Raw genomic sequence first — 20,226 nt, 5'->3', positions numbered from 1 at the left:
GGCACAGAGGCGGTTTGTCACGGACCCGTGAACAGACCAGTGGCTTGTGCATGCCAATAGCTATAGCTACCAACACTATAGATATGGAGGTCACATGCTTACAATTGGAAGTTTGGGAAAGAAGACCGGAACAAAAGTTCAGACCATCCGGTATTACGAACAGATCGGGTTGATGCCCGAACCGGGTCGCACAGAAGGGGGGCAACGGCGTTACGGTGACGCCGAAGTCGACCGCTTGTCATTTATTCGACACGCGCGCCAGTTGGGATTTCCGCTGGAGGCGATCCGCGAGCTACTTGATCTTAGCGACAATCCGGATCGATCTTGCCACGAGGCCGACTCCATCGCTCGTCGACAACTCAAACAGGTCGAATTGCGGATGGATCGCTTGAAAGCGCTGCAGACCGAACTGAAGCGCATGATCCACGAATGCAGTGGAGGCAATACCGCGGATTGTAAGGTTCTCGAGGTCTTGCGCGATCACTCAGAGTGTCTGACCGACCACGATGCAATCGGCGCATAGTCGCGCCAATTGCTCGCAATCCAAAACGGTGTGTAAAACGACAATGGTCGGTCGTACATGGCTGCTTTTACCTTAGGCGGGTTGATAGAGCCGGGCGTGCGGAAGGCCTGTTTTCTCGAACCTCCGGAATGTCTTTGCCAAAGCCAGAGCACCAAGGTCAATGATGGGTTCAAGCAAAACAACGATGATGTAGACCGACGCGAATGCTCCCGCGTTTGCCAAGGTCTCCGCGGTAAAGCCCTGTCCGTAGAAAACCCAGAAGGCCACCCACGCCACAATGCCACCTTGGAACACCGCAGATAGCTTTGCTGCTTGAGTGTAGGAAACCTCGGTGTACGGCGTGTCGGCCGGGATAATCCTTCGTGCCAATGCGGTCATTGCCAAAACTGGCAGAATAAGCGTGGTCAGGTTCATTCCCAATTGCGGAATGTCGGAAGGTGAAAACAGGAAGCTTTGCGCTACAAGACCAAAGATCAGACCAATAGCTGTTGGAACTGTGCCGAGGATCAGGAAAAGTGTGGTTCCAAGTATCAAATGTACTTCTGACACGCCAACAGGTGGATGCGGCAGAAATTCAAAGAATCCTAGCACCATCGCGCTTGCCGCAGCGGAGCGTCCGGCCAAAGCTAAGATGTTGCCGTTCTGCTTCACGTGATCAACAGCGAGCTTGGCGACGATCCCAACCGAAGCAACACCGGTCGCAGTCCCCAGTACAATTTTTGCGCCGTCCACGACGCCAGGTTCGATATGCATAATTTCGTTCCTTCTGCACCCATCGTGCAAGATGCCTCCATAGAGGCGTTACAGTGTACTTGGCAGGTTTCCTGACTCGCGCTTCATCGCTGCAATTTCACCTTCCCGGATCTCTCCAGTGGTATTCGGAATGCAGCTAACGCTCACAGTTGCGTGGGCAGTCTCGGATCAGGACAGGACTTGATGTCCCTACCGCGTTCCCATTTACCCCGCCGCCGCAAATCGGCTTTGGGACCAAGTCCGAGCACCTGATATCCTCGGCCTGCCCGAGTCAAGATGGTTTGTAGAATGCAGTTGGTGTGTAGTCGCTGTGGCAACCAAATTTTGCCCAAGTATGATGCGAGATAACACAAAACTACTCCATCAAACAGCTAGTTACATCAACTCATCTCTTCAACTTTCCGAGAAAAACTAAGCCCAGGACGGATCTCCCTGGTCTCCATCCGAAAAAGCAAAACATCCCCAAGAGCGGAACTCTTGGGGATGTCGTGATCAGACCAAATCAGATTATTCGGCCGTCGCGGCATAGTTCATGATGTGAAAAATCATGTTCTGTTCAATTGTGCCATCGACAAGGTGTGCCCACGGGCCTTTGGCATAGGCGGCGACATCCTCACCCGAATGGGTTTCGGAGGACTTGGGAACCACCGCCTGCTGCAAATAGTCCAGGTCTGTCGCGGCCTCTTCGGTGAGCACCGGTCGCGTACCAAAGAAAGAACCATCCGCTTGTTCCGTCAGAACCGATCCCGCACCGTTCAGGTAGCCTGCGACGGTGAACGGCTTATTGTCGGCTCCCAATTCGGGCTCCCCGGTATGCGCCACGCCTTCGCCGTCGATGCCCATGCACAGGCCAAGGATGTCCGACCCACGCCCGCAATAACCATTGAAGGCCAGCGCATGTTCATGATCAGCCGTCACGATGATCAGGGTGTCGGCATCGTCCGTCAGTTCATCAGCGATCGCGACGGCGTCGGAGAACGCCTTTTGGTCACGTACCGCGCGTGCAAGGTTACCGCCGTGGTTGGCATGGTCCACGCGACCCGCTTCGACCTGAAGAAAGTAGCCATTGTCCCCCGATTTTGCCTGAAGCGCCTGGATGGCCGCACCGGTCATGTCGGCCAGGCTGGGTTCGTCTTCGCGGTCAGCTTCGTACATCATGTGGCTGCTTTCAAACAGCCCGAGGATCGGGGTCCCATCCAAAGGGGTGTTTTCGAAAGACGCCTGATCGGTCGCCAAATGAGCGCCTAGTTCGCTTTGGGCTACGTCCATCAGATTGACCCCGTCTTCGCGGCGCCCGCCTTCGTCACCATGAAAGTTGCGCATGCCGCCGCCCATAGCGACGTCGATCATCCCGGAACGCATGGCCTCGATCAGCTGCGTCGCAATGTCAGTCTGGGTGTCGCAACCTTCAGGCACTGACGCCTCGAAATTGCGGTCCACTGTCTTTGCATAGGCCGAGGCCGGCGTTGCATGTGTGATGCGCGCTGTGGAGACAATGCCGGTTTCTTTTCCCATCTCACTCATAAGTTCGTTCATGGAGGCAACCGTATTGCCCGGCAGCGTCGAACAGTCGCCGCGGTTCACGTTTTCATTCACACCGATGATGCCAGCCTTGGTCTTGATCCCGGCCATCATGGCCGTGCCTGTTCCAGCGCTGTCCGGCGTCTGGGCATTAACGTTGTAGGTCTTGACCAGAGCGAGGTTTGGAAAGGCCTCCTGGGGTTGAACATACTCATCACCAAAGCCGCCCTCTTGCTGGCCTGCAAACAGACGCGATGCGTAGTTTGTACCAACGCCGTTGCCGTCAGAGATCATCAAAATGATGTTGACGGCTCTGTTGGTATTGGGCAGTTTTGCCAACTCTTCGGCCAGACGCTCTTGGCCGGATACGAACCAATCATTTTCTGCCTGCGGCAGGTCTTGTGCTGTCGCCATGCCTGATACCGCGATGGCAAGGGCGGATACCGCTGTTAACGTCTTCATAGTTTTGCTCCTGAAAAGAAGGATGAGTTTGCAGCGAAGATGCGGGTCTTAAGCATCAGATTTGTGACAGCGTGTGCTAAACTAAAATGAAATTTGGATCTTGAACCTATAGTGACTGTAGCAATTACATCTTCACGTAGACGATTCGAGGAGATATAAAATGAGCGCGAATGATCGGCTGTTGGCAACAACCCCAATCCTGAACTTCGACCACCCGTCGATTGCACAACTGATCGAGGACCGAGGGTGGAAAGCCCTTTCTCAACATGACCGGATCGGCGCTGTCTACGATTTCGTCCGCAATGAAATTGCCTTTGGGTACAACCGCGCTGACGACATCTCGGCCGCCGAGGTGCTCGCTGACGGTTTTGGTCAATGCAACACCAAGGGCACGCTTCTCATGGCCCTGTTGCGCGCGGTAAGTGTGCGGTGCCGCCTTCACGGCTTCACGATTCATAAAGAGCTTCAACGGGGCGTCGTGCCCGAACTCGTGTATCCGATTGCTCCAGAAGAGATCATTCACTCATGGGTTGAGGTGGAGACGGAGACGGGTTGGGCAAACCTCGAAGGATTCATTCTGGATGCGGAGTTTCTATCAGCGCTGCAATCCAAATTTACCGATTCACACAGTCTCTGCGGTTACGGGGCAGGGACCGACTGCCTGCAGGCGCCGCCAGTGGAGTGGACGGGGGGCGATACCTACATCCAAGAGACCGGTATTACCCAGGACTTTGGTACTTTCGACGCGCCCGACAACTTCTACGCCGCTCATCAGCAGTCATTCAGCTTCGTAAAGGGCATATTGTATCGCCATATCATACGCCATTGGATGAACGCCCGCGTGCGCCGGATCAGATCAGGTAGCGTGCCGCAGATCCCTGGCTTGGCATTGCCTAATCATAGACACGAGGAATCGCGTCATGCCTCATGATCACGGCCACGCGCATATTGATCCCGCGTCAGGCGACCGCCGTGTCTCCATCGCTATCTGGGCCAACGCACTTCTGACGGTTGTACAGATTGTGGGCGGCATCCTCTCTGGCAGCCTCGCTCTCATAGCGGATGCACTGCACAACTTCTCAGACATGGCGTCTCTGGTAATCGCGTTCGCAGCCCGAAAGATATCCCGAAGACCCGCCGACAAGCGCATGACTTTTGGCTATGGCCGGATTGAAGTTGTGGCTGCCTTGATCAACTACACCACCCTCATCCTCGTCGGTATCTATCTCATTTACGAGGGCGGGATGCGCATGATCGAACCGACCGAAGTGGCCGGTTGGACTGTGGTGATCCTTGGCTCAGTGGCGCTGGTCGTCGACACGCTGACAGCGCTGCTGACGTATTCGATGCAAAAGGGCAGCGTGAACATCCGGGCGCTTTTCCTGCACAATCTGTCAGACGCACTGGCCTCTGTTGCGGTGATCATCGGCGGCTCGCTCATCCTGCTCTATAATATGTGGTGGGTCGATCCGGCGATCACGATCGGCATCGCGCTCTACATCCTTTACCTCGCTCTAACTGAAATCGGCGGCCCCGTTCGCATCCTGATGCTGGGAAGTCCACCTGACCTCGACAATGACGCAATTGTTGCCGCAATCAGAGACGTCGACGGGGTCCATGACGTCCACCACGTTCATCTTTGGCAGATGCAAGAGAACGAGACGGCGCTGGATTGCCATATAGTGACCATCGATGGCTCATCCGGCGAAGGGATCAAAGCTGCCATAAAGGCGCGTCTCGCCGAAGAGTTCGGCATCCGGCACTCCACGCTCGAATTCGAAGACTTGGAGAATGCTCATGAGAGCGCACAACTCTATGGACACGAGCAGACAAAAGCATGATGGAAACTACGCTTGTTCTTTCTGGTCTAGGAATTGCTGCAGCAACACTGGCTTCGATCCTTTGGTCAATTGTTTCCCCAAAGCGCCGTATCTGGCCGCCCCAACGTTACACGGCGATCACTCCAATTCTGGTCTGGGTGCCAACGTTTTCGTTGTTTGGCGTATTCATTGTGCTTGGCGTCTTGGGGTGGGGCATTTTGGCGTTTCCCAACTGGCTCCGGTTCGGGGTTGGGATACCTCTCATTCTGTTTGGCAATTTTGTCGTCTGGACTGAAGTCGCTCATTTCGGGATAGCGCAAACTGGTGGAGCTAAAGGCACGTTGAAGACTACCGGCATGTATCGCTACTCTCGAAACCCTCAATACATGGCGGATATGGCAATCGTCGGTGGATGGATGATCCTTACGTCTTCACCCTCGGCTCTCATTGTAGGAACAGCGGCCATCCTTGTTTTGATTGCCGCGCCATTCGCAGAAGAGCCGTGGCTAAAGGACCTGTACGGTTCTGAATTTGAAGAGTATCGGGCTTCAACCCGTCGCTTTCTCTAAATCGCTTCACAAAAATGTCATTCCCGGATCGCTTGACCCTCTAGCTACTAGAGGTCTTACGACTCAAAAAAATGGAGGAAAGCTGTGAGCAGAATAATTAAAAACCGCAGGCAGTTTCTGTCAACAACAGCCGCCGCCGTCATCGGACTTCCGGCCTTGGTAAAGGCCCAGTCTGTGGAGCAACCGACCGGAACGGCGGTACGCAGGAATATCTCGTCCTTCAGCGCTCAGCCATGGCAAGACCACTTTGATAATCTCGAGCATGGGGCGATCCTCTGCGACATCAATTCAAGAGCCGTTCAGTTCTGGTCTGAGGACGAAAGTATTTACAAGCTCTACCCGTCGAGCGTACCTCAATCAGAAGAGCTGACCCGGCGGGGATACACAAGGGTCGTTCAAAAAGTGGAAGGTCCGAGTTGGAGACCGACACCTTCGATGAAGGAGCGTAATCCTGAATGGCCTGACTACTGGCCACCGGGCCCGGACAACCCTCTCGGCACACACGCGCTCTATCTTTCCTGGCAATATTACCGTGTCCACGGGACCGGCGACACACGCAAGATCGGGCGTCAGTCTTCCAATGGGTGCATTGGGCTGTACAACGAGCATATCGCAGAGTTGTTCGATCTGGCGGAAGTCGGCACCCAAGTCAGACTCTTTTAGTTCACTGATTGCCCCGTGATAGCAGCGGGCGACTTGGCCGCCAATCTCAAGTGTATTGCAAAGATCTTATGCACTGCGAAACAGCCAAGGGTTCATGATAGAAACTGCCGTGGATCGACGTTGCTCTACCTCTTTCTTGGAGGCAGAAGTTGATGCAAGGTGACAGCGACGGGACGACAACCATATTCACTATTGGCATCACATGGGCGGCTTTTGTATTCGCTGTGATTTTGGCTCTGTTTTGTGTCTTTTGGATCTGCAAGCGATGGAAAGACCGAAACCGGAAGTAATCGCCATATTGAACTCGCCAGCCGACGCCCGATCTTCAAGACGGAGCTGTGACCTCGCGTATAAAAAGAACTGGAAGTCGACCTTTTTCGGTACGCGCTTTACTGAAAGGACGAATGTTCTGCGAAGCTACCGTCAGCGGGCATGGTACGGATGAGACGTCTATTCCGACTTTTGCTTAGAGGGTTCATCGCCGCAGCAATCATAACAATAGTTGCGACCGCGTTGGCGATTTGGCTGATGACTCGATCAATTCCAGACTACACGGCAAGTTTCAATGTTGAGGGTCTATCGGCACCGGTCGATATCGTGAGAGACGCTTACGCAGTTCCACACATTTTTGGAACGAACGACCCCGATGTCTTTTTTGGGCTTGGAGTCGCTCACGCGCAAGACAGGCTGTGGCAAATGACCCTTCTGAGAAGAATTGCCCAAGGACGCTTGTCTGAACTCTTCGGACGAAGCACTTTGGCCTATGACGATTTCATGCGCAGACTTGATCTGGCCGAGGCCGCTCGTTCTTCGCTTTCCGCCCAGGACGACAAAACGCGTGAAGCTCTCAACGCCTATGCGGAAGGGGTGAATGCGTGGATTGAGGAAATCAACAAAGGTGCGTTGGGGCGAGGTGCACCAGAATTCTTTCTGTTTGAAAGCTCCATCGCGCCATGGAGACCAGAGGACAGCATCGCAATTCTCAAGCTTTTTGCGTTACAGAGCTCGGGTCAATTCCAAGAAGAGGTTTTGAGGGCTCGCCTCTCTATGCTCATTCCCCCCGCACGCGTTTCTGATCTTCTCCCGGCGTCATTTGCCAATGATGATCGCAACATACCAAGGTACTTTGACCAGTTTCCGAATGCTCGTCTCGGCGCCATTCGATTTGAACCCGCTGAACTGAGCAGATTGTCGCCTCTTAGAAGTCCCAATCTCAATTCGTCGATGCTTGCCTGGGCTGCCACCCGCAACCGAACCGTTTCAGGCAACGCGGTAGTTGCCGGTATTTTCGACACTCAGTTGGCCATACCTTCGCTCTGGTACCTCGCTGGGTTGGAGCTTCAAGTCGGTGGCGTCATCGGTGCGACAATACCTGGGTTGCCGGTCATACTGTCAGGTCGCAACAGCAGTCTGGCATGGTCTGGAACCACATCGAACATTGACGACCAGGATCTTTTTATTGAGAAGCTACTCGACACAGGCTCTCGTGAGGTACTGACACCGGCGGGACCCCGGCCAATCGTTTCGCGCCCCTCCGTCATACGCATTCGGGGCGAAGCGCCCGTGACTATTCGCTTGGAGCGAAGCGAAAACGGTCCGATCATTCAATCTGACTTGTTCGGTCTATCATCGGTCATTCCAGAAGGGCACATTGCCTCTCTGGCATGGACCGGCCTGTCCACAAATGACACTTCCATAAGTGCGCTCATGGGTTTGATGACTGCAAAGAGTACAGATCAAGGGTTCTTGGCAATGCGATCCTTCATCGCGCCCGCTATGACGATGATCATTGCAGACGAGGAAAATCTCGCAAATCAGTTTGTAGGCGAACGGCCAATTCGAGATCCTCGAAATGTTTTTGGCGGGTTCATGCCTGCTCCTGGATGGTTATGGGAGAGCCAATGGCGCGCGCGAGGCGTTGCGAAGCCAAGCAATGCGGACGATTCAGGAATGCAAACGCAAAATGATAGCAACATTGGCCAACAAGTACTCTCGCCCAACATTGTTAGGGCCGACGCAAAGGATTTTAGGTTAAGCCGCCTCGAGAGGCTCCTCGAGGCGCGCGACGTCCACACCCGGGACGGTTTCATTGAGTATCAGCAAGACACTATCAGTCCGGCCGCAAGGGGCCTATTGCCACTCATCGCCAAGAACTTGTGGTTTTCTGAGCCTCCCGCGCCCTCGGGAACTCTTGCCCGGCGGCGTGCCGATGCTCTGCAAATGCTAGCAGATTGGAACGGCGACATGAACGAGCACATGGCGGAACCCCTGATCTATACCGCTTGGATGCGCGCCCTCCAGCAACGGTTGATAAACGACGAGTTGAGCAAAATGGCTGAGGGATTGCCTGTCATTCAGACACTTTTTCTCGAGCGCGTGTTCCGCGATGTCGATGGTGCCTCAATCTGGTGCGACGTAGTTCAATCGGAAGAAATCGAGACCTGTGATCAGATCGCTAGCCTCGCGCTCGACGATTCACTGTTATGGCTCGAAGAAACATTTGGGCGTGGCGATTTGAGTACTTTGAGGTGGGGAGATGCCCATCAAACCGCACTTGATCATCCTATCCTGAGTTGGTCTCGAGGTTTCAGTTTCATGTCAAACATTCGACTTCCGTTCTCAGGCGGCGACACTACTCTTTTCCTTGGATTTTCTGCGGGTGCATCCGAGGACCCGTTCCAGGCTGATTTTGGATCGACTTTCCGTGGGGTCTATGACCTTTCTGATCCAAACAGTTCGGTATACATAGCATCAACCGGACAGTCGGGCCATTTTCTCAGCCGCTTTTACGATGATCTTGGTCGATTGTGGCGGCGTGGAGAGTATGTCCCTATGTATCTTGAGCGACAACTCGTGAATGCCGGGTCGGTGGGAACGACAAGTCTGCTGCCACTGCGCAACTGAATGAAATGAAGGCAATCCGGCTTTCCTGCACCACAGATACTTAGAGCTATTGTGCCGCACAATGGCAATCTGGACCATGAAGGCGGGATTGGACCTGTCCTTCTTGAGTTGCGGCTTGGTGGAAAGCTCAAGAATCTGATGACAATTTCGCATACAGGGGTCAAAGTTCGGCACGCCGCAATCGAAGCGCATTCGCAATGACCGATACTGACGACAGGCTCATGGCTGCGGCAGCGATCATTGGCGAAAGAAGCAACCCGAAAATGGGGTAGAGAATGCCAGCCGCGACAGGAACACCTGCAGTGTTATAGGCAAACGCAAAAAATAGGTTCTGTTTGATATTTCGAACCGTTGCTTTTGCGAGCCTGCGGGCTCTGACAATGCCTACCAGATCGCCTCCCAATAGTGTGATGCCAGCGCTTTCGACGGCAACGTCGGCACCGGTACCCATCGCAATCCCGACATCGGCAGCCGCTAGGGCAGGCGCATCGTTTACGCCATCTCCGGCCATGGCAATCTGGGCGCCTTCATGCCTCAAGTTTTCCACCAGGGCTTTCTTATCTTCTGGCAAAACCCCTGCATGAACTTCATCTATTCCAAGCTTCAAAGCGACGGCTTCCGCCGTCTTTTGATTGTCACCAGTCGCCATGATGACCCTGAGCCCGAGGCGATGAAGATCGTCAATGGCTCCGGCCGTGGTTTCTTTGATCGGGTCAGCGACTGCCACGATCCCGGCGAACCTACCATCGACTGCTATGAACATGGCAGTCTTTCCAGACGCCCTGAGGTCATTTGCAGCATGTTCAGCAACCGAATGGTCCACATTGATTTCGTCCATCATTGCTGGATTTCCGAGAGCGACATCATGGCCGTCAACTTGACCTCTGACACCTTTGCCAGTGATAGCCTCGAAGTTTGTTGCTTCAAAAAGCGACAGGCCTTGCTCTCGTGCACCCTCCACAATCGCCTCCGCAAGGGGGTGCTCTGAGCCTCGTTCTAAGGCTGCAACAAGGGTAAGAACATCATTTTCAGAGTGCCCACCCGTGACCACCAAATCTGTGAGCTTCGGACGCCCTTGGGTGAGGGTGCCAGTCTTATCAACAATGACCGTATCGACGCGCGCCATCCGCTCAAGTGCCTCTGCATCCTTGATCAAGACACCCGCTTGTGCCCCGCGGCCCGCAGCAGTGGTGATCGAGATCGGTGTTGCGAGACCCAATGCGCAAGGGCAGGCGATAATAAGCACAGAGACTGCAACTGTTATCGCAAATGCAAGTGCCGGATCTGGCCCGAACATGAGCCAAGCGATGAACGATGTGACCGCAATGAGAACGACCGTTGGCACGAATACTGACGACACACGGTCTGCTAGTCCCTGAATTGGCGCGCGCGACCGTTTCGCTCCAGCGACCATATCCACGATCTGAGAAAGGACTGTGTCCGCCCCGACTTGCGTGGCCCTCACCATCAACGTGCCGTTTTTGTTGATCGTCCCGCCCGTGACCCGGTCCCCTTGTGTTTTTTCAACGGGAAGCGGCTCTCCAGTAATCATGCTTTCGTCGATTGATGAACGCCCCTCAAGCACGTCAGCGTCCACTGGGATGCTGTCACCGGGTCGCACGCGTAGCGTATCGCCAGCAATGATATGCTCCAGCGGTGCGTCGTATTCGGTCCCGTCCGGCATAATACGGCGGGCTGTTTTCGGTGCGAGATCAAGCAAGGCGCGGATTGCATCACCCGTTCGTTCCCGTGCACGCAATTCAAGCACCTGACCGACAAAGATCAATGTGACGATCACAACTGCGGCTTCGTAATAAGTCCCGACGCCTTCGCCGGTTTGGTACGCCGAAGGAAAAATTCCAGGCAAGAAGGTCGCGGCAAGCGAATAGGTGTAGGCGGCTCCGACCCCGAGCGCGATAAGCGTCCACATGTTTGGAGATAGAGTCCTTATGGAATCCCACCCCCTTTTGAAGAACGGGAGCGCGGCCCAGAGAATGATCGGCGTTGCGAGGAGGAATTCGATGTAGACTGCATTCTGATGACCGATCCACGCGCGCACGGGCAGACCGACCAGTTCGCCCATGGTCAAGATGACCAGCGGAACTGCGGCTGCCGCGCTGATCCACATGCGCTTCGTGAAATCGGAGAGTTCTTCGGACGGCTCATCCGATGGGAGCATTGGCTCAAGCGCCATACCACAAATCGGGCACGCGCCAGGCTCGTCCCTGAGGATTTCGGGATGCATCGGGCAAGTCCATTGAGTACTTGCCTTGCTATGCGTTTGCGCCTTTTGCGCATGTCCCGAGGCGTAGTAATATGGGTCGCTGCGAAACTTCGTTTCACAGTTCTCTGAACAAAAATGGAAGGTCTCCCCTCCAAATTCAGTATTCCGGGGATTTTCGTTGACCTCAACGGTCATGCCACACACCGGATCGATCACTGTCGTGGCGTTCGAAGCGGTCGCGGCCTGCATGGTGTTGTGGTGTTGATCTTGATCCGTGCTCATCGTCTCAATCCTTGATATTCAAGACGATCATACAACTAGCTCCTCCAGTAGCTGGAAGGTCAAGGCAGACTCAGCATGCATATGTAACAATTCGTATCGGGTTCGAGATTTTTAGGTCTCCGCCCGTGAAACCCGCTAGCCCAGTGTCAATATCATGCCTTCCGAAACCGATAATGTGGGAATGTGAAGGTTCTCTGGTGCGGGCCCTTTCCGGATACGTCCCGCAGTATCATAGTGGGATCCATGACATGGACAGAACCAGCCGCCAAAGTCGCCGGCACCATCACCGAGGGGCACACAACCGAGATGTGTGCAAACACCAATCATAACCAAGAAATTCTCATGTCCGGGCAGTGCTCTATTTTCGTCTGTGGCCGGATCTTCACCAGGAATATTTGGATTTCGAGCCACTGCATCGGGCAATGACGACACGTCCTCGGAGCGCGCCTGAGCGATCTCTTCTTCATTTCGGTGGCGGATAAAGACCGGTTTGCCCCGCCAACTTACTGTCAGTTGTGTTCCAGGCTCTACATCCGAAATGTCGACCCGGATGCTTGAGAGAGCCCGAACATCTGCAGATGGATTCATTTGATTGATCAAAGGCCAAACTGCCGAGCCAGTGGCAACTGCTCCCGCTCCGGCAGTCGCATAGTAGAGAAAATCCCGGCGATGCTGTTCGGTTTGCAACTCTGTCATGATTCGACTCTAGGGGCCTCCTGCGTGGGAAGGTCAATGTTGAGCAAGGCGGGTGAAGGAGTTGCTCTAGTCGGTAATCCAAACTCAGGAAGCTTTGTTTCGGCCGGAGGGGCGCAAAATCGCCACCAGAATCAACGGTGTTGCTGTCATCACTCCGAGACCAACGATGACCCACTCAGCAGCGTCGAAACTCCCTGACATCGCTTCTGCTCCAATATGCGCGAGCAGGAAGCTCGCGGGAAGAATTCCGGCGAGTGTTGCAATCAAAAAGCGCCAAAGGTGAAGGCGGCTAAGGCCCGCAGCATAGCTCATTGCATCAAACGAGATGAAGGGCAAAAGTCGGGAAGCAAACACCGTCAAAGTAAGCAAATTTTGAGACCCGAGCAAACCATAAGCGGCCTTGTTACCTAGCCATCGCTCGACGTAGACGCGCCCTAGGTAACGCGCGATGATGAACGCTGACAATGCACCCAGTTCCGACCCGATGGCTACATAGATGGCTCCTTCCATGTGGCCATAGGCAACTCCGCTTACAAGGGCGATCGGGGCACTGGGAATGGGGCTTGCAACGATTGATCCCATCATCAGCAAAACAATGAGAAGTGGCCCCCAAGGACCGGCACCATCAACCCAGCCCTCGATGGTTTCCCGGGTTATGTTCGGCCAATAATCCAAGGCCCACATGCCAGTGAGCAGCGCCGCAAGCACTGCGATCAGAACTAGTCCCAAGTGACGGGGATGCGTGTTACCCGATCGCATAGAGCGCCACGAAAACCGCTACAACGTCGACGTGAAAAGGACGCCCGATGTTCGATCCATTATCCATTTTGATCCCTCAATAAAGGCCAAGCACAACTGTCATGGTTCCAGCGAGTAGAGGGTCAAGCACATTCTTCATCATGAGACACTGAATTGTCCCATCATGCCGCCGTCTTCATGTTCAAGAATGTGACAATGATACATATACGGTGCCGACGATGGCGCCGGTTTTTCGAACGTTATCGCCAGTTCAACCTCGCCAGCCACGAGAACGGTGTCTTTCCAGCCCCTGTTCTCTGCCCGCGGCTGGCGTCCGTTGTCGGACAAGACTTGAAAGCGCACCCCATGAATATGGAACGGGTGCATCATCATGTCGCCGCGGACAATCCAGCGCTCGGTGCTGTTGAGCTTGGTAGAGAAATTGAGGGCGTTTTGATCATAGGGCGCGCCATTGATTGAAAACTGATTGCCGGAGCGGGACATCATCATGCCCATTCCCATCGACATTTCTAGAGTTAGACGCCGAACGGGGATATCGTTGGAAGAAAGGTCAGGCAACGGGCCATCCATGGCATCGGGCAGGGTGTCGATACGGACGGGGAGGGTTGTATCGACGGCGAAGTGCAGCACCGTAAAACGACCGCCAGAACCACTTCCCATCATTCCACCCATGGCGGAGTTTGCAATATCGTCGGACACCAGGACGCTGTCCCTGCCATCCGTGAAATCAATGAGAACTTCGACCCTTTCTCCTGGCGCAAGCACCATACGAGTGAGTGCAACCGGTCGATCCAGGAATCCACCATCCGTCGCCACGAGGTGAAGTGGCCGATCGTCGGCCAAGGACAGTCGGTAAATCCGCGCATTCGAACCGTTGACAAGACGGCACCGCACGACCCCCTTGGGAACTGCCGCTGAGGCTCCTGCCTGCCCGTTCACGAGCATTGTGTCACCTCGAAAACCATTCATCGATTGATGCATGCCGACATCGTATGTCATGCGACCGCGCCAATTAAATTGACGGTCCTGCAGCACGAGGGTCAAGTCATCAACCGCATAGGTGGACGGCAGACCACGTTCATCGTCTTCCCCATCGGTAACATGCAGAACACCTGCCAGTCCGAACATGACCTGTCGGGCTGTCGAACCGTGCACATGGCTATGATACCATGCTGTTGCTGGAGGCTGATCAAGGTTGAGTACCGGGTCCCATGATCGTCCGGGCGCGATGGCCTGATGCGGCCCACCATCGAAGGGGCCAGGAACAAGCAACCCATGCCAATGCGACGAGACGGGTTCGTCCAGAGTGTTTTGCACCTCGGCCAAAGTATCTGCATCGGTCAAAAGCCGGATCGTTGGTCCAAGATAGCCTTGGTTGTAACCGATGGTTTCGGTCGCGGAACTGCCGCGAAATCGGGTCGCGCCAGATTGAGCTTTCAGCTGAAATCGTCGCGATGTTGTTGCATCCAGAAGCTCTGGGTATTCAAGCTTCCGCCCTGTGCCGGATAGCGCAGCAGATGGCAGCACAGCGGCGGCTCCGAAACCTGCGGCATATCCAATAGCTTCACGGCGGTTCAAGAGGCGCACGTCAGGCCAAGCCTTCCGGAAGGGCCGCCAGGGCAGCTTCCATGCTGACAACCGGATGGCCGGCTGCAATCCAACCTTGCCCGGCGGCAGATCCGAGCATTCCTTCGGATACATCAACAAAGTCACTATACCCAGCTTGCTGGAGACTCCGCATGACACTTCCTGACCGACCACCAGTTGCACAAATGAGGGCGACAGGCCGGCCTTCAGCCATTGCACGGGCTGAAAAAAGCCGCTCGGGGAACCGATCTTCGTGCATGCTGATCGGCCAGGCTCCTTCAGCAATCCCGGTGTCGGCCCATTCCGGCCGCGAACGGACGTCGATCATCCGGACACGATCTTGCCGCAGCGCATTATACGCGGAGTCAGATGACCAAATCTTGGCTGTCTGTGCGACGGCTAAAGTTGGTGAGACGGCTGCAGCGATCAAGGCTAATCCGACCGTGCGACGTGTCAGATCGGATGGCATCGGAGGCCTCCTTTGGAATAGGCAGGCCTGAGGCTTTGTTTATTCATTGTCGCTACCATGGTGATCGGCAGATCCGGAAGCATCCGACGTTGTTTGCATGTCGCCCATCCGTGTACCGGCGGCGTCCATTTCTTGCTGAGTGATCTGACCATCGGCATCCGCGTCCAGATGCTGGAATCGGTCAACCATGCGGTCGCGAACGACACTCATGTGCAAGGTCTCGAATTCCTCGAGGGTCAGCGCACCGTTGGCGTCGGCATCAAATTCTCGCAACTTCACGCCCATGTGTGCGCGCATGTTCTGAGGATCACCGCTGGGCATCATCATGGCCATCATATCACGATCCATCATACCCATCATACCGCCGCGGCCACCCATCCTGGATGCGTGCATCTTCATTATGTTCTGCATCATGGACATCATGTCCCCACTCATCATACCAGTTTGCGCGGCACCATCGCCCATTGTCATGTTGGACATTGCGCCCGTATCAGGCTGAGTTTCGCCGCCGACATGCGACTCCGCAAACGCAGCTTGCGATATGCCAAAGGTAGTCAGCACGCAAAGTGCAAAAATGCTTCTATTTGCCATCGGTCTTTCCTTTCCAACTTACTCTCGAAACATCATTATTATGTCGGATCAGATAAAGACCGGGGGAGGGGGTGTTTTGTAATGATATGTCTCAGGGCTCTTTGTTACAAACGGTGACAAAGCAACCCCTGACAGCCTGCAGGCCGACTTGGTAGGAATGGTACGAACCGCACAAAGCGGTGAGTTCATCGAAGGAGTGGATGATCAGATGACACCTGAAGTTGGTCATTTCGCGCTGGCCTTGGCCTTGGCTCTGGCTCTTGTTCAAAGTGTATTGCCAATCCTCGGTGCCAAACGTGGAAATATTCTTTGGATGCAATCGGCCCGATGGTCCGCGTTTGGACAGGTGCTCTTCGTCACCGTTGCATTCCTTGCGCTCATGCAGGCATTCATCACCAGCGACTTTACGGTCAAGAATGTTGTTGAGAATTCGAATTCACTCAAACCGATGTTGTATAAGGTGGCGGGCACATGGGGCAGCCATGAAGGCTCGCTTTTGCTCTGGACACTCATTTTGACGGTTTTCGGGGCTGCTGTTGCTTTGTTTGGATCCAATATTCCGCAAGCACTGAAGGCGCGAACGCTGTCGGTACAGGCATGGATCAGTGTCGGCTTTCTGACCTTCATGCTGTTTACGTCCAACCCTTTTGATCGCGTCTTCCCGCCACCCAGCGACGGCCAGGACCTTAACCCGCTGCTGCAGGATGTTGGCCTCGCGATGCATCCACCGCTCCTTTATTTTGGATATGTCGGGTTTTCGATTGTTTTCTCTTTTGCCGTTGCAGCCCTTATCGAAGGACGGGTGGATGCCGCCTGGGCGCGGTGGGTGCGTCCGTGGACACTGGCCGCCTGGATGAGCCTGACCGCGGGCATCGCCTTGGGGTCTTGGTGGGCCTATTACGAGCTTGGCTGGGGCGGCTGGTGGTTCTGGGATCCTGTCGAAAACGTCAGTTTCATGCCCTGGCTGATGGGCACGGCACTGCTGCATTCCGCAATCGTGACGGAAAAAAGAGACGCCTTCAAAAGCTGGACAATTCTCCTCGCGATCCTGACCTTTTCCCTGTCCCTCTTGGGAACATTTGTCGTCAGGTCGGGGCTGCTGACCTCTGTGCATGCATTTGCGGTTGATCCCGAAAGAGGCCTCTACATTCTGGGACTGCTGGCGGTGTCAATCGGTGGCTCGCTCGCGCTATTTGCATGGCGCGCGCCGATGATGGAACCGGGTGGGCTGTTCAAACCGATCAGCCGTGAAGCGGGCCTGTTGGTAAACAATCTGATTCTGACAACGGCCACTGGCGTCGTCCTTTTTGGTACATTGTACCCTCTGTTCTACGAAGCAATGACAGGCGGCGAAAAACTGTCGGTAGGCCCGCCATTTTTCAATGCTGCGTTCATTCCGGTCATGTTGCCGCTTGTCTTTGCAATGGGGTGTGGACCCTTCTTGTCGTGGAAGCGCGCGGATTTGCCGGGCGTCCTGCAACGTCTGCGCTTTGTCGCCCTTCTTGCCGTTCTGGGGACGCTTGCGGTCTGGTATTTGGCGGAAGGTGGCCCGGTGTTGGGCTATCTGTCTCTGATGCTCGCCTTTTGGCTGTTCATGGCGACGGTGCGGGAATGGACGATGCGGATCAAGCTGTTTGAGGGCCCGGTTTCAACATCCTGGCGCCGGGCTTCAAATCTGCCCAGATCTGCGCATGGCATGACGTTGGCTCACGCAGGTCTTGCTGTTGCCATGTTCGGATTCATTGGCTCAACAGTTTGGAAATCCGAGGAAATTATGTTTGTCCAGCCCGGCGCTGACATCAGTATCGGCGGGTTTGATGTAAGGTTCAACGGAGTCGAACGGGTGCGTGGGCCCAATTACTTTGCGGATCGCGGTGAATTGACCGTTTCGAGGGATGGAAAATACTTGACCGATCTCTTCCCGGAGCGGCGGACTTACCCGGTTGCTCAAAGCACCACGACCGAGAGCGCGATACGCTCCACACTGGCAGGAGATCTCTATACGTCCATCGCGAACCCGGCCTCGGAGGACGCCAGTACACAAGGCGCATGGACTCTTCGAATTCTGTATGAACCGTTGGTCAATTTCATCTGGATCGGGTCTGCGATGCTTGTTCTAGGCGGCGGTCTTTCGCTGTCGGATCGTCGGCTGCGCGTTGGTGCACCTCGTCGCAAAGCAGCTGTGACCGCTCGGGTTCCGGCAGAGTAACGATGGGACGTATACTGGCATTCATCCCGCTCACGATCGCGGCGGTATTTGGCGGGTTCTTCCTATGGGGGCTGAACCCCGATCGGGATCCAAACAACATTCCATCTGTTTTGATCTCCCAGCCTGCGCCCCAGTTCGATCTGGCTGCCATTGAGGGGCTGGAGACGCCCGGCTTGTCCCGCGCCGATCTCGTGGATAACGCCGGACCGGTCATCGTGAATGTGTTTGCTTCGTGGTGCGTACCCTGCCGGGCGGAGCATGGCATACTGACCCAAATGGTCGAAAAAGATGGGCTGAGGCTGTTCGGTATCAACTACAAGGACAAGCCGGAAGATGCGACAAAATGGCTGGCGGAGCTTGGCAATCCCTATGAAAAGATTGGCTCAGACTTGAGTGGAAGGGCTGGCATTGAATGGGGCCTGTCGGGCGTACCCGAGACGTTCATTGTCGGACCCGATGGAACTGTGTTGTTCAGATACGTCGGGCCTGTTGTTGGTGATGAAGCCATTGCTAGGTTCAGAGAGGCGCTCGAACAGGCAGGCGCATTGCCGAGGGGGCAGAACGGATGAGGCATGTGATCATCGCGCTTTTTTTGCTTCTTCCGGTGATGGCCTTTGCGGTCGAGCCGGACGAGATGTTGCAGGATCTGGTGCTTGAAGAGCGCGCGCGGATGATTTCAAAGGAACTGCGCTGCGTCGTCTGTCAAAATCAGGATATCGACAGCTCCAATGCTGGCGTTGCGCGGGATTTGCGGATTTTGGTGCGTGAAAGGTTGGTCGCTGGCGACAGCGATGAAGAGGTCATCGCGTTTATTCATGCGCGCTATGGCGACTACGTTTTGATGCGCCCGCCTTTCAATGCCTCCACCCTGGCCCTTTGGTTGGCGCCCTTTGTTTTGGCTGTCGTTTCTCTCCTGGCGGGCTGGGCGATCATTTTGAAAAGCCGGCGCAAAGGCGTCGTTGCGGATTTTTCCGAGGTTGAGGAAGCCGAGATTGCGCGTTTCATCGACATTAACACGCCAAAGGACAATTGATGATCTGGTTGGTTTTTGCCGCACTGTCCACAATTGGACTGCTCTTTGTGGGACTACCGCTCCGACGCCGGTCAGAAATGACGTCGGTCATGGCGGATACAACCCCCGCCGTTCTCTTGGACCAATTGGATGAGGTCAAACGGGATCTTGAGCGCGGTGTCATTTCTGGCGCAGAGGCCACCGCGGCAGAACAGGAGATCAAGAGACGGATTCTCATGCAGTCGCGCAAGACTGCTCAGGCGACCAAGGAACTGACATCGGGTGGTCGCTTTGCCATTGTTCTGAGTGCTATGTTCGTTCCGGCCTTCGCATTCGGTTACTACGCGGTCATGGGATCACCGGAGATACCCGGCATTGCATTTTCCGAGCGGACAGCTGAACGTCAAGAGACGGCGAAAGTCGCAGATTTGACAAATCAGCTTTATGATCGGCTCACGACTGATCCCTCCGGAGGACCGTCAGAAGGCTGGATGCTTCTGGGACAAACCTATTCCAGAATGGGTCGGTTCGCAGATGCTGCCGAGGCCTTCGGGATTGTCGCCAAACGACCAGAAGCCACTTCGGCCGTTTTCTCCATGCTTGCAGAGGCCCTTATCTCGGCAGAGCAAGGTGTTGTGACACCGGCTGCGGTGACCGCAATCGAGCATGCGATGGAACTGGACCCGTCCAATCCCGCGGCGGTCTTCTACAAGGCAGTCGCATTGAGACAGAAGGGCGACATCGCGCAGGCACATGACTTGCTGATAAGACGACTGAACAACGCGGACAGTTTCTATCCCTGGATGGAAAGCTTTGTTGCTGAAGCAAACCGAATTGGCGCCGAGATCAGCAGAGCTCCGATCTCACTGGCTGATTTTGCACCGTTGGTCAGTGCACCCGGGCCTTCTCAGGAAGATATGGAAGACGCTCTAGACCTGACCGTGGAGGAGAGACAGGCGTTCATCATGTCGATGGTTGAACGGCTGGCTGCGCGTCTTGAAGATGAGCCGGATGACTTTGACGGGTGGATGCGGCTTGGCAACGCTTTCTCCGTCTTGGGTGATAGGGAACAGGCAATCGCCGCACTTGAACGTGCTGAAGTACTGTTATCAGTAGCTCCGCAAAACGATCCGCGGCGGCAAACTCTACAAGAGGCACTGGCCAGGATGCGCCAATAGCATC

At 54.9% G+C, this 20,226-nt stretch carries 18 protein-coding genes and 1 riboswitch; of the genes, 10 read left to right on the top strand and 8 right to left on the bottom strand.

Translation table 11 applies throughout. From position 1 onward, the window contains the following. The first annotated feature begins 94 nt into the window (after positions 1 to 94). Entirely contained in the window at positions 95 to 523 is a 429-nt protein-coding gene (locus tag DSM107133_RS23160) for a helix-turn-helix domain-containing protein (RefSeq protein ID WP_072629831.1), read from the top strand. Positions 524 to 595: 72 nt separating this feature from the next. Here DSM107133_RS23160 and DSM107133_RS23155 read toward each other — a convergent pair whose 3' ends face one another. Both DSM107133_RS23155 and DSM107133_RS23150 read right to left on the bottom strand, forming a co-directional pair. Further along, positions 596 to 1,276, bottom strand: a complete 681-nt coding sequence (locus DSM107133_RS23155) for an energy-coupling factor ABC transporter permease (RefSeq protein WP_072629830.1) — start codon at positions 1,274 to 1,276, stop codon at positions 596 to 598. Between the two features lie 43 nt (positions 1,277 to 1,319). Further along, positions 1,320 to 1,530, bottom strand: a riboswitch (cobalamin riboswitch). A 253-nt stretch (positions 1,531 to 1,783) separates the two neighbouring features. Continuing rightward, positions 1,784 to 3,259 (bottom strand): alkaline phosphatase, encoded by a 1,476-nt coding sequence (locus DSM107133_RS23150; protein WP_072629829.1) that lies wholly within the window; start codon positions 3,257 to 3,259, stop codon positions 1,784 to 1,786. A 160-nt stretch (positions 3,260 to 3,419) separates the two neighbouring features. Between DSM107133_RS23150 and DSM107133_RS23145 the strand changes: the two genes are divergently transcribed. From DSM107133_RS23145 to DSM107133_RS23125, 5 genes are all read left to right on the top strand, one after another. Continuing rightward, complete coding sequence (locus DSM107133_RS23145; RefSeq protein WP_072629828.1) at positions 3,420 to 4,190, top strand: transglutaminase family protein; 771 nt, start codon at positions 3,420 to 3,422, stop codon at positions 4,188 to 4,190. Then, positions 4,180 to 5,100 carry a cation diffusion facilitator family transporter gene (locus DSM107133_RS23140; protein ID WP_072629827.1) on the top strand — a complete coding sequence of 307 codons (921 nt, stop codon included), beginning with the start codon at positions 4,180 to 4,182 and terminating at the stop codon, positions 5,098 to 5,100. The genes DSM107133_RS23145 and DSM107133_RS23140 overlap by 11 nt, the downstream gene beginning before the upstream one ends. After that, on the top strand, positions 5,097 to 5,648 hold the full coding sequence (locus tag DSM107133_RS23135) for a PEMT/PEM2 methyltransferase family protein (RefSeq protein ID WP_072629826.1): 552 nt from the start codon (positions 5,097 to 5,099) through the stop codon (positions 5,646 to 5,648). The genes DSM107133_RS23140 and DSM107133_RS23135 overlap by 4 nt, the downstream gene beginning before the upstream one ends. An 84-nt stretch (positions 5,649 to 5,732) precedes the next feature. After that, positions 5,733 to 6,311 carry a L,D-transpeptidase gene (locus DSM107133_RS23130; protein WP_058314117.1) on the top strand — a complete coding sequence of 193 codons (579 nt, stop codon included), beginning with the start codon at positions 5,733 to 5,735 and terminating at the stop codon, positions 6,309 to 6,311. 513 nt (positions 6,312 to 6,824) lie between these two features. After that, positions 6,825 to 9,215 carry a penicillin acylase family protein gene (locus tag DSM107133_RS23125; protein ID WP_243253641.1) on the top strand — a complete coding sequence of 797 codons (2,391 nt, stop codon included), beginning with the start codon at positions 6,825 to 6,827 and terminating at the stop codon, positions 9,213 to 9,215. Positions 9,216 to 9,375: 160 nt separating this feature from the next. On the opposite strand, the gene DSM107133_RS23120 is transcribed toward DSM107133_RS23125, so the two are convergent. The 6 genes from DSM107133_RS23120 to DSM107133_RS23095 all read right to left on the bottom strand — a co-directional run bounded on the left by DSM107133_RS23120 (position 9,376) and on the right by DSM107133_RS23095 (position 15,823). Further along, entirely contained in the window at positions 9,376 to 11,688 is a 2,313-nt protein-coding gene (locus DSM107133_RS23120; RefSeq protein ID WP_240310513.1) for a heavy metal translocating P-type ATPase, read from the bottom strand. Between the two features lie 168 nt (positions 11,689 to 11,856). Further along, positions 11,857 to 12,417 (bottom strand): ubiquinol-cytochrome c reductase iron-sulfur subunit, encoded by a 561-nt coding sequence (gene petA, locus DSM107133_RS23115; RefSeq protein ID WP_072629824.1) that lies wholly within the window; start codon positions 12,415 to 12,417, stop codon positions 11,857 to 11,859. An 84-nt stretch (positions 12,418 to 12,501) separates the two neighbouring features. Further along, positions 12,502 to 13,146: a TVP38/TMEM64 family protein gene (locus DSM107133_RS23110; RefSeq protein WP_240310510.1), complete on the bottom strand. Its 645-nt coding sequence runs from the start codon at positions 13,144 to 13,146 to the stop codon at positions 12,502 to 12,504. A gap of 168 nt (positions 13,147 to 13,314) precedes the next feature. Further along, positions 13,315 to 14,877, bottom strand: a complete 1,563-nt coding sequence (locus DSM107133_RS23105) for a multicopper oxidase domain-containing protein (RefSeq protein WP_240310509.1) — start codon at positions 14,875 to 14,877, stop codon at positions 13,315 to 13,317. Beyond that, positions 14,765 to 15,091 (bottom strand): rhodanese-like domain-containing protein, encoded by a 327-nt coding sequence (locus DSM107133_RS23100; RefSeq protein ID WP_235872038.1) that lies wholly within the window; start codon positions 15,089 to 15,091, stop codon positions 14,765 to 14,767. The genes DSM107133_RS23105 and DSM107133_RS23100 overlap by 113 nt, the downstream gene beginning before the upstream one ends. Before the next feature lie 180 nt (positions 15,092 to 15,271). Continuing rightward, entirely contained in the window at positions 15,272 to 15,823 is a 552-nt protein-coding gene (locus DSM107133_RS23095; protein ID WP_072629821.1) for a calcium-binding protein, read from the bottom strand. A gap of 208 nt (positions 15,824 to 16,031) precedes the next feature. Between DSM107133_RS23095 and DSM107133_RS23090 the strand changes: the two genes are divergently transcribed. The 4 genes from DSM107133_RS23090 to ccmI are packed head-to-tail and all read left to right on the top strand — an operon-like array spanning position 16,032 to position 20,222. After that, the gene (locus DSM107133_RS23090; RefSeq protein ID WP_058314156.1) at positions 16,032 to 18,032 is read left to right on the top strand and encodes a heme lyase CcmF/NrfE family subunit; all 2,001 of its coding nucleotides are present in this window, start codon (positions 16,032 to 16,034) and stop codon (positions 18,030 to 18,032) included. A gap of 2 nt (positions 18,033 to 18,034) precedes the next feature. Then, positions 18,035 to 18,601, top strand: coding sequence for a DsbE family thiol:disulfide interchange protein (locus tag DSM107133_RS23085; protein ID WP_058314110.1), 567 nt, complete (start codon positions 18,035 to 18,037; stop codon positions 18,599 to 18,601). Further along, positions 18,598 to 19,065 carry a cytochrome c-type biogenesis protein gene (locus tag DSM107133_RS23080; RefSeq protein WP_072629820.1) on the top strand — a complete coding sequence of 156 codons (468 nt, stop codon included), beginning with the start codon at positions 18,598 to 18,600 and terminating at the stop codon, positions 19,063 to 19,065. Before DSM107133_RS23085 ends, DSM107133_RS23080 begins: the two co-directional genes overlap by 4 nt. Beyond that, a complete protein-coding gene (gene ccmI, locus DSM107133_RS23075; RefSeq protein WP_072629819.1) occupies positions 19,065 to 20,222 on the top strand; it encodes a c-type cytochrome biogenesis protein CcmI in 1,158 nt (385 codons plus the stop codon). The genes DSM107133_RS23080 and ccmI overlap by 1 nt, the downstream gene beginning before the upstream one ends. The last annotated feature ends 4 nt before the right edge of the window (positions 20,223 to 20,226 follow it).

The organism is Pseudosulfitobacter sp. DSM 107133, assembly GCF_022788695.1.
GTDB lineage: Bacteria > Pseudomonadota > Alphaproteobacteria > Rhodobacterales > Rhodobacteraceae > Pseudosulfitobacter.
The sequence above is the reverse complement of the archived record's forward strand: the minus strand, read 5'-3'. Positions and strand labels throughout refer to the sequence as shown.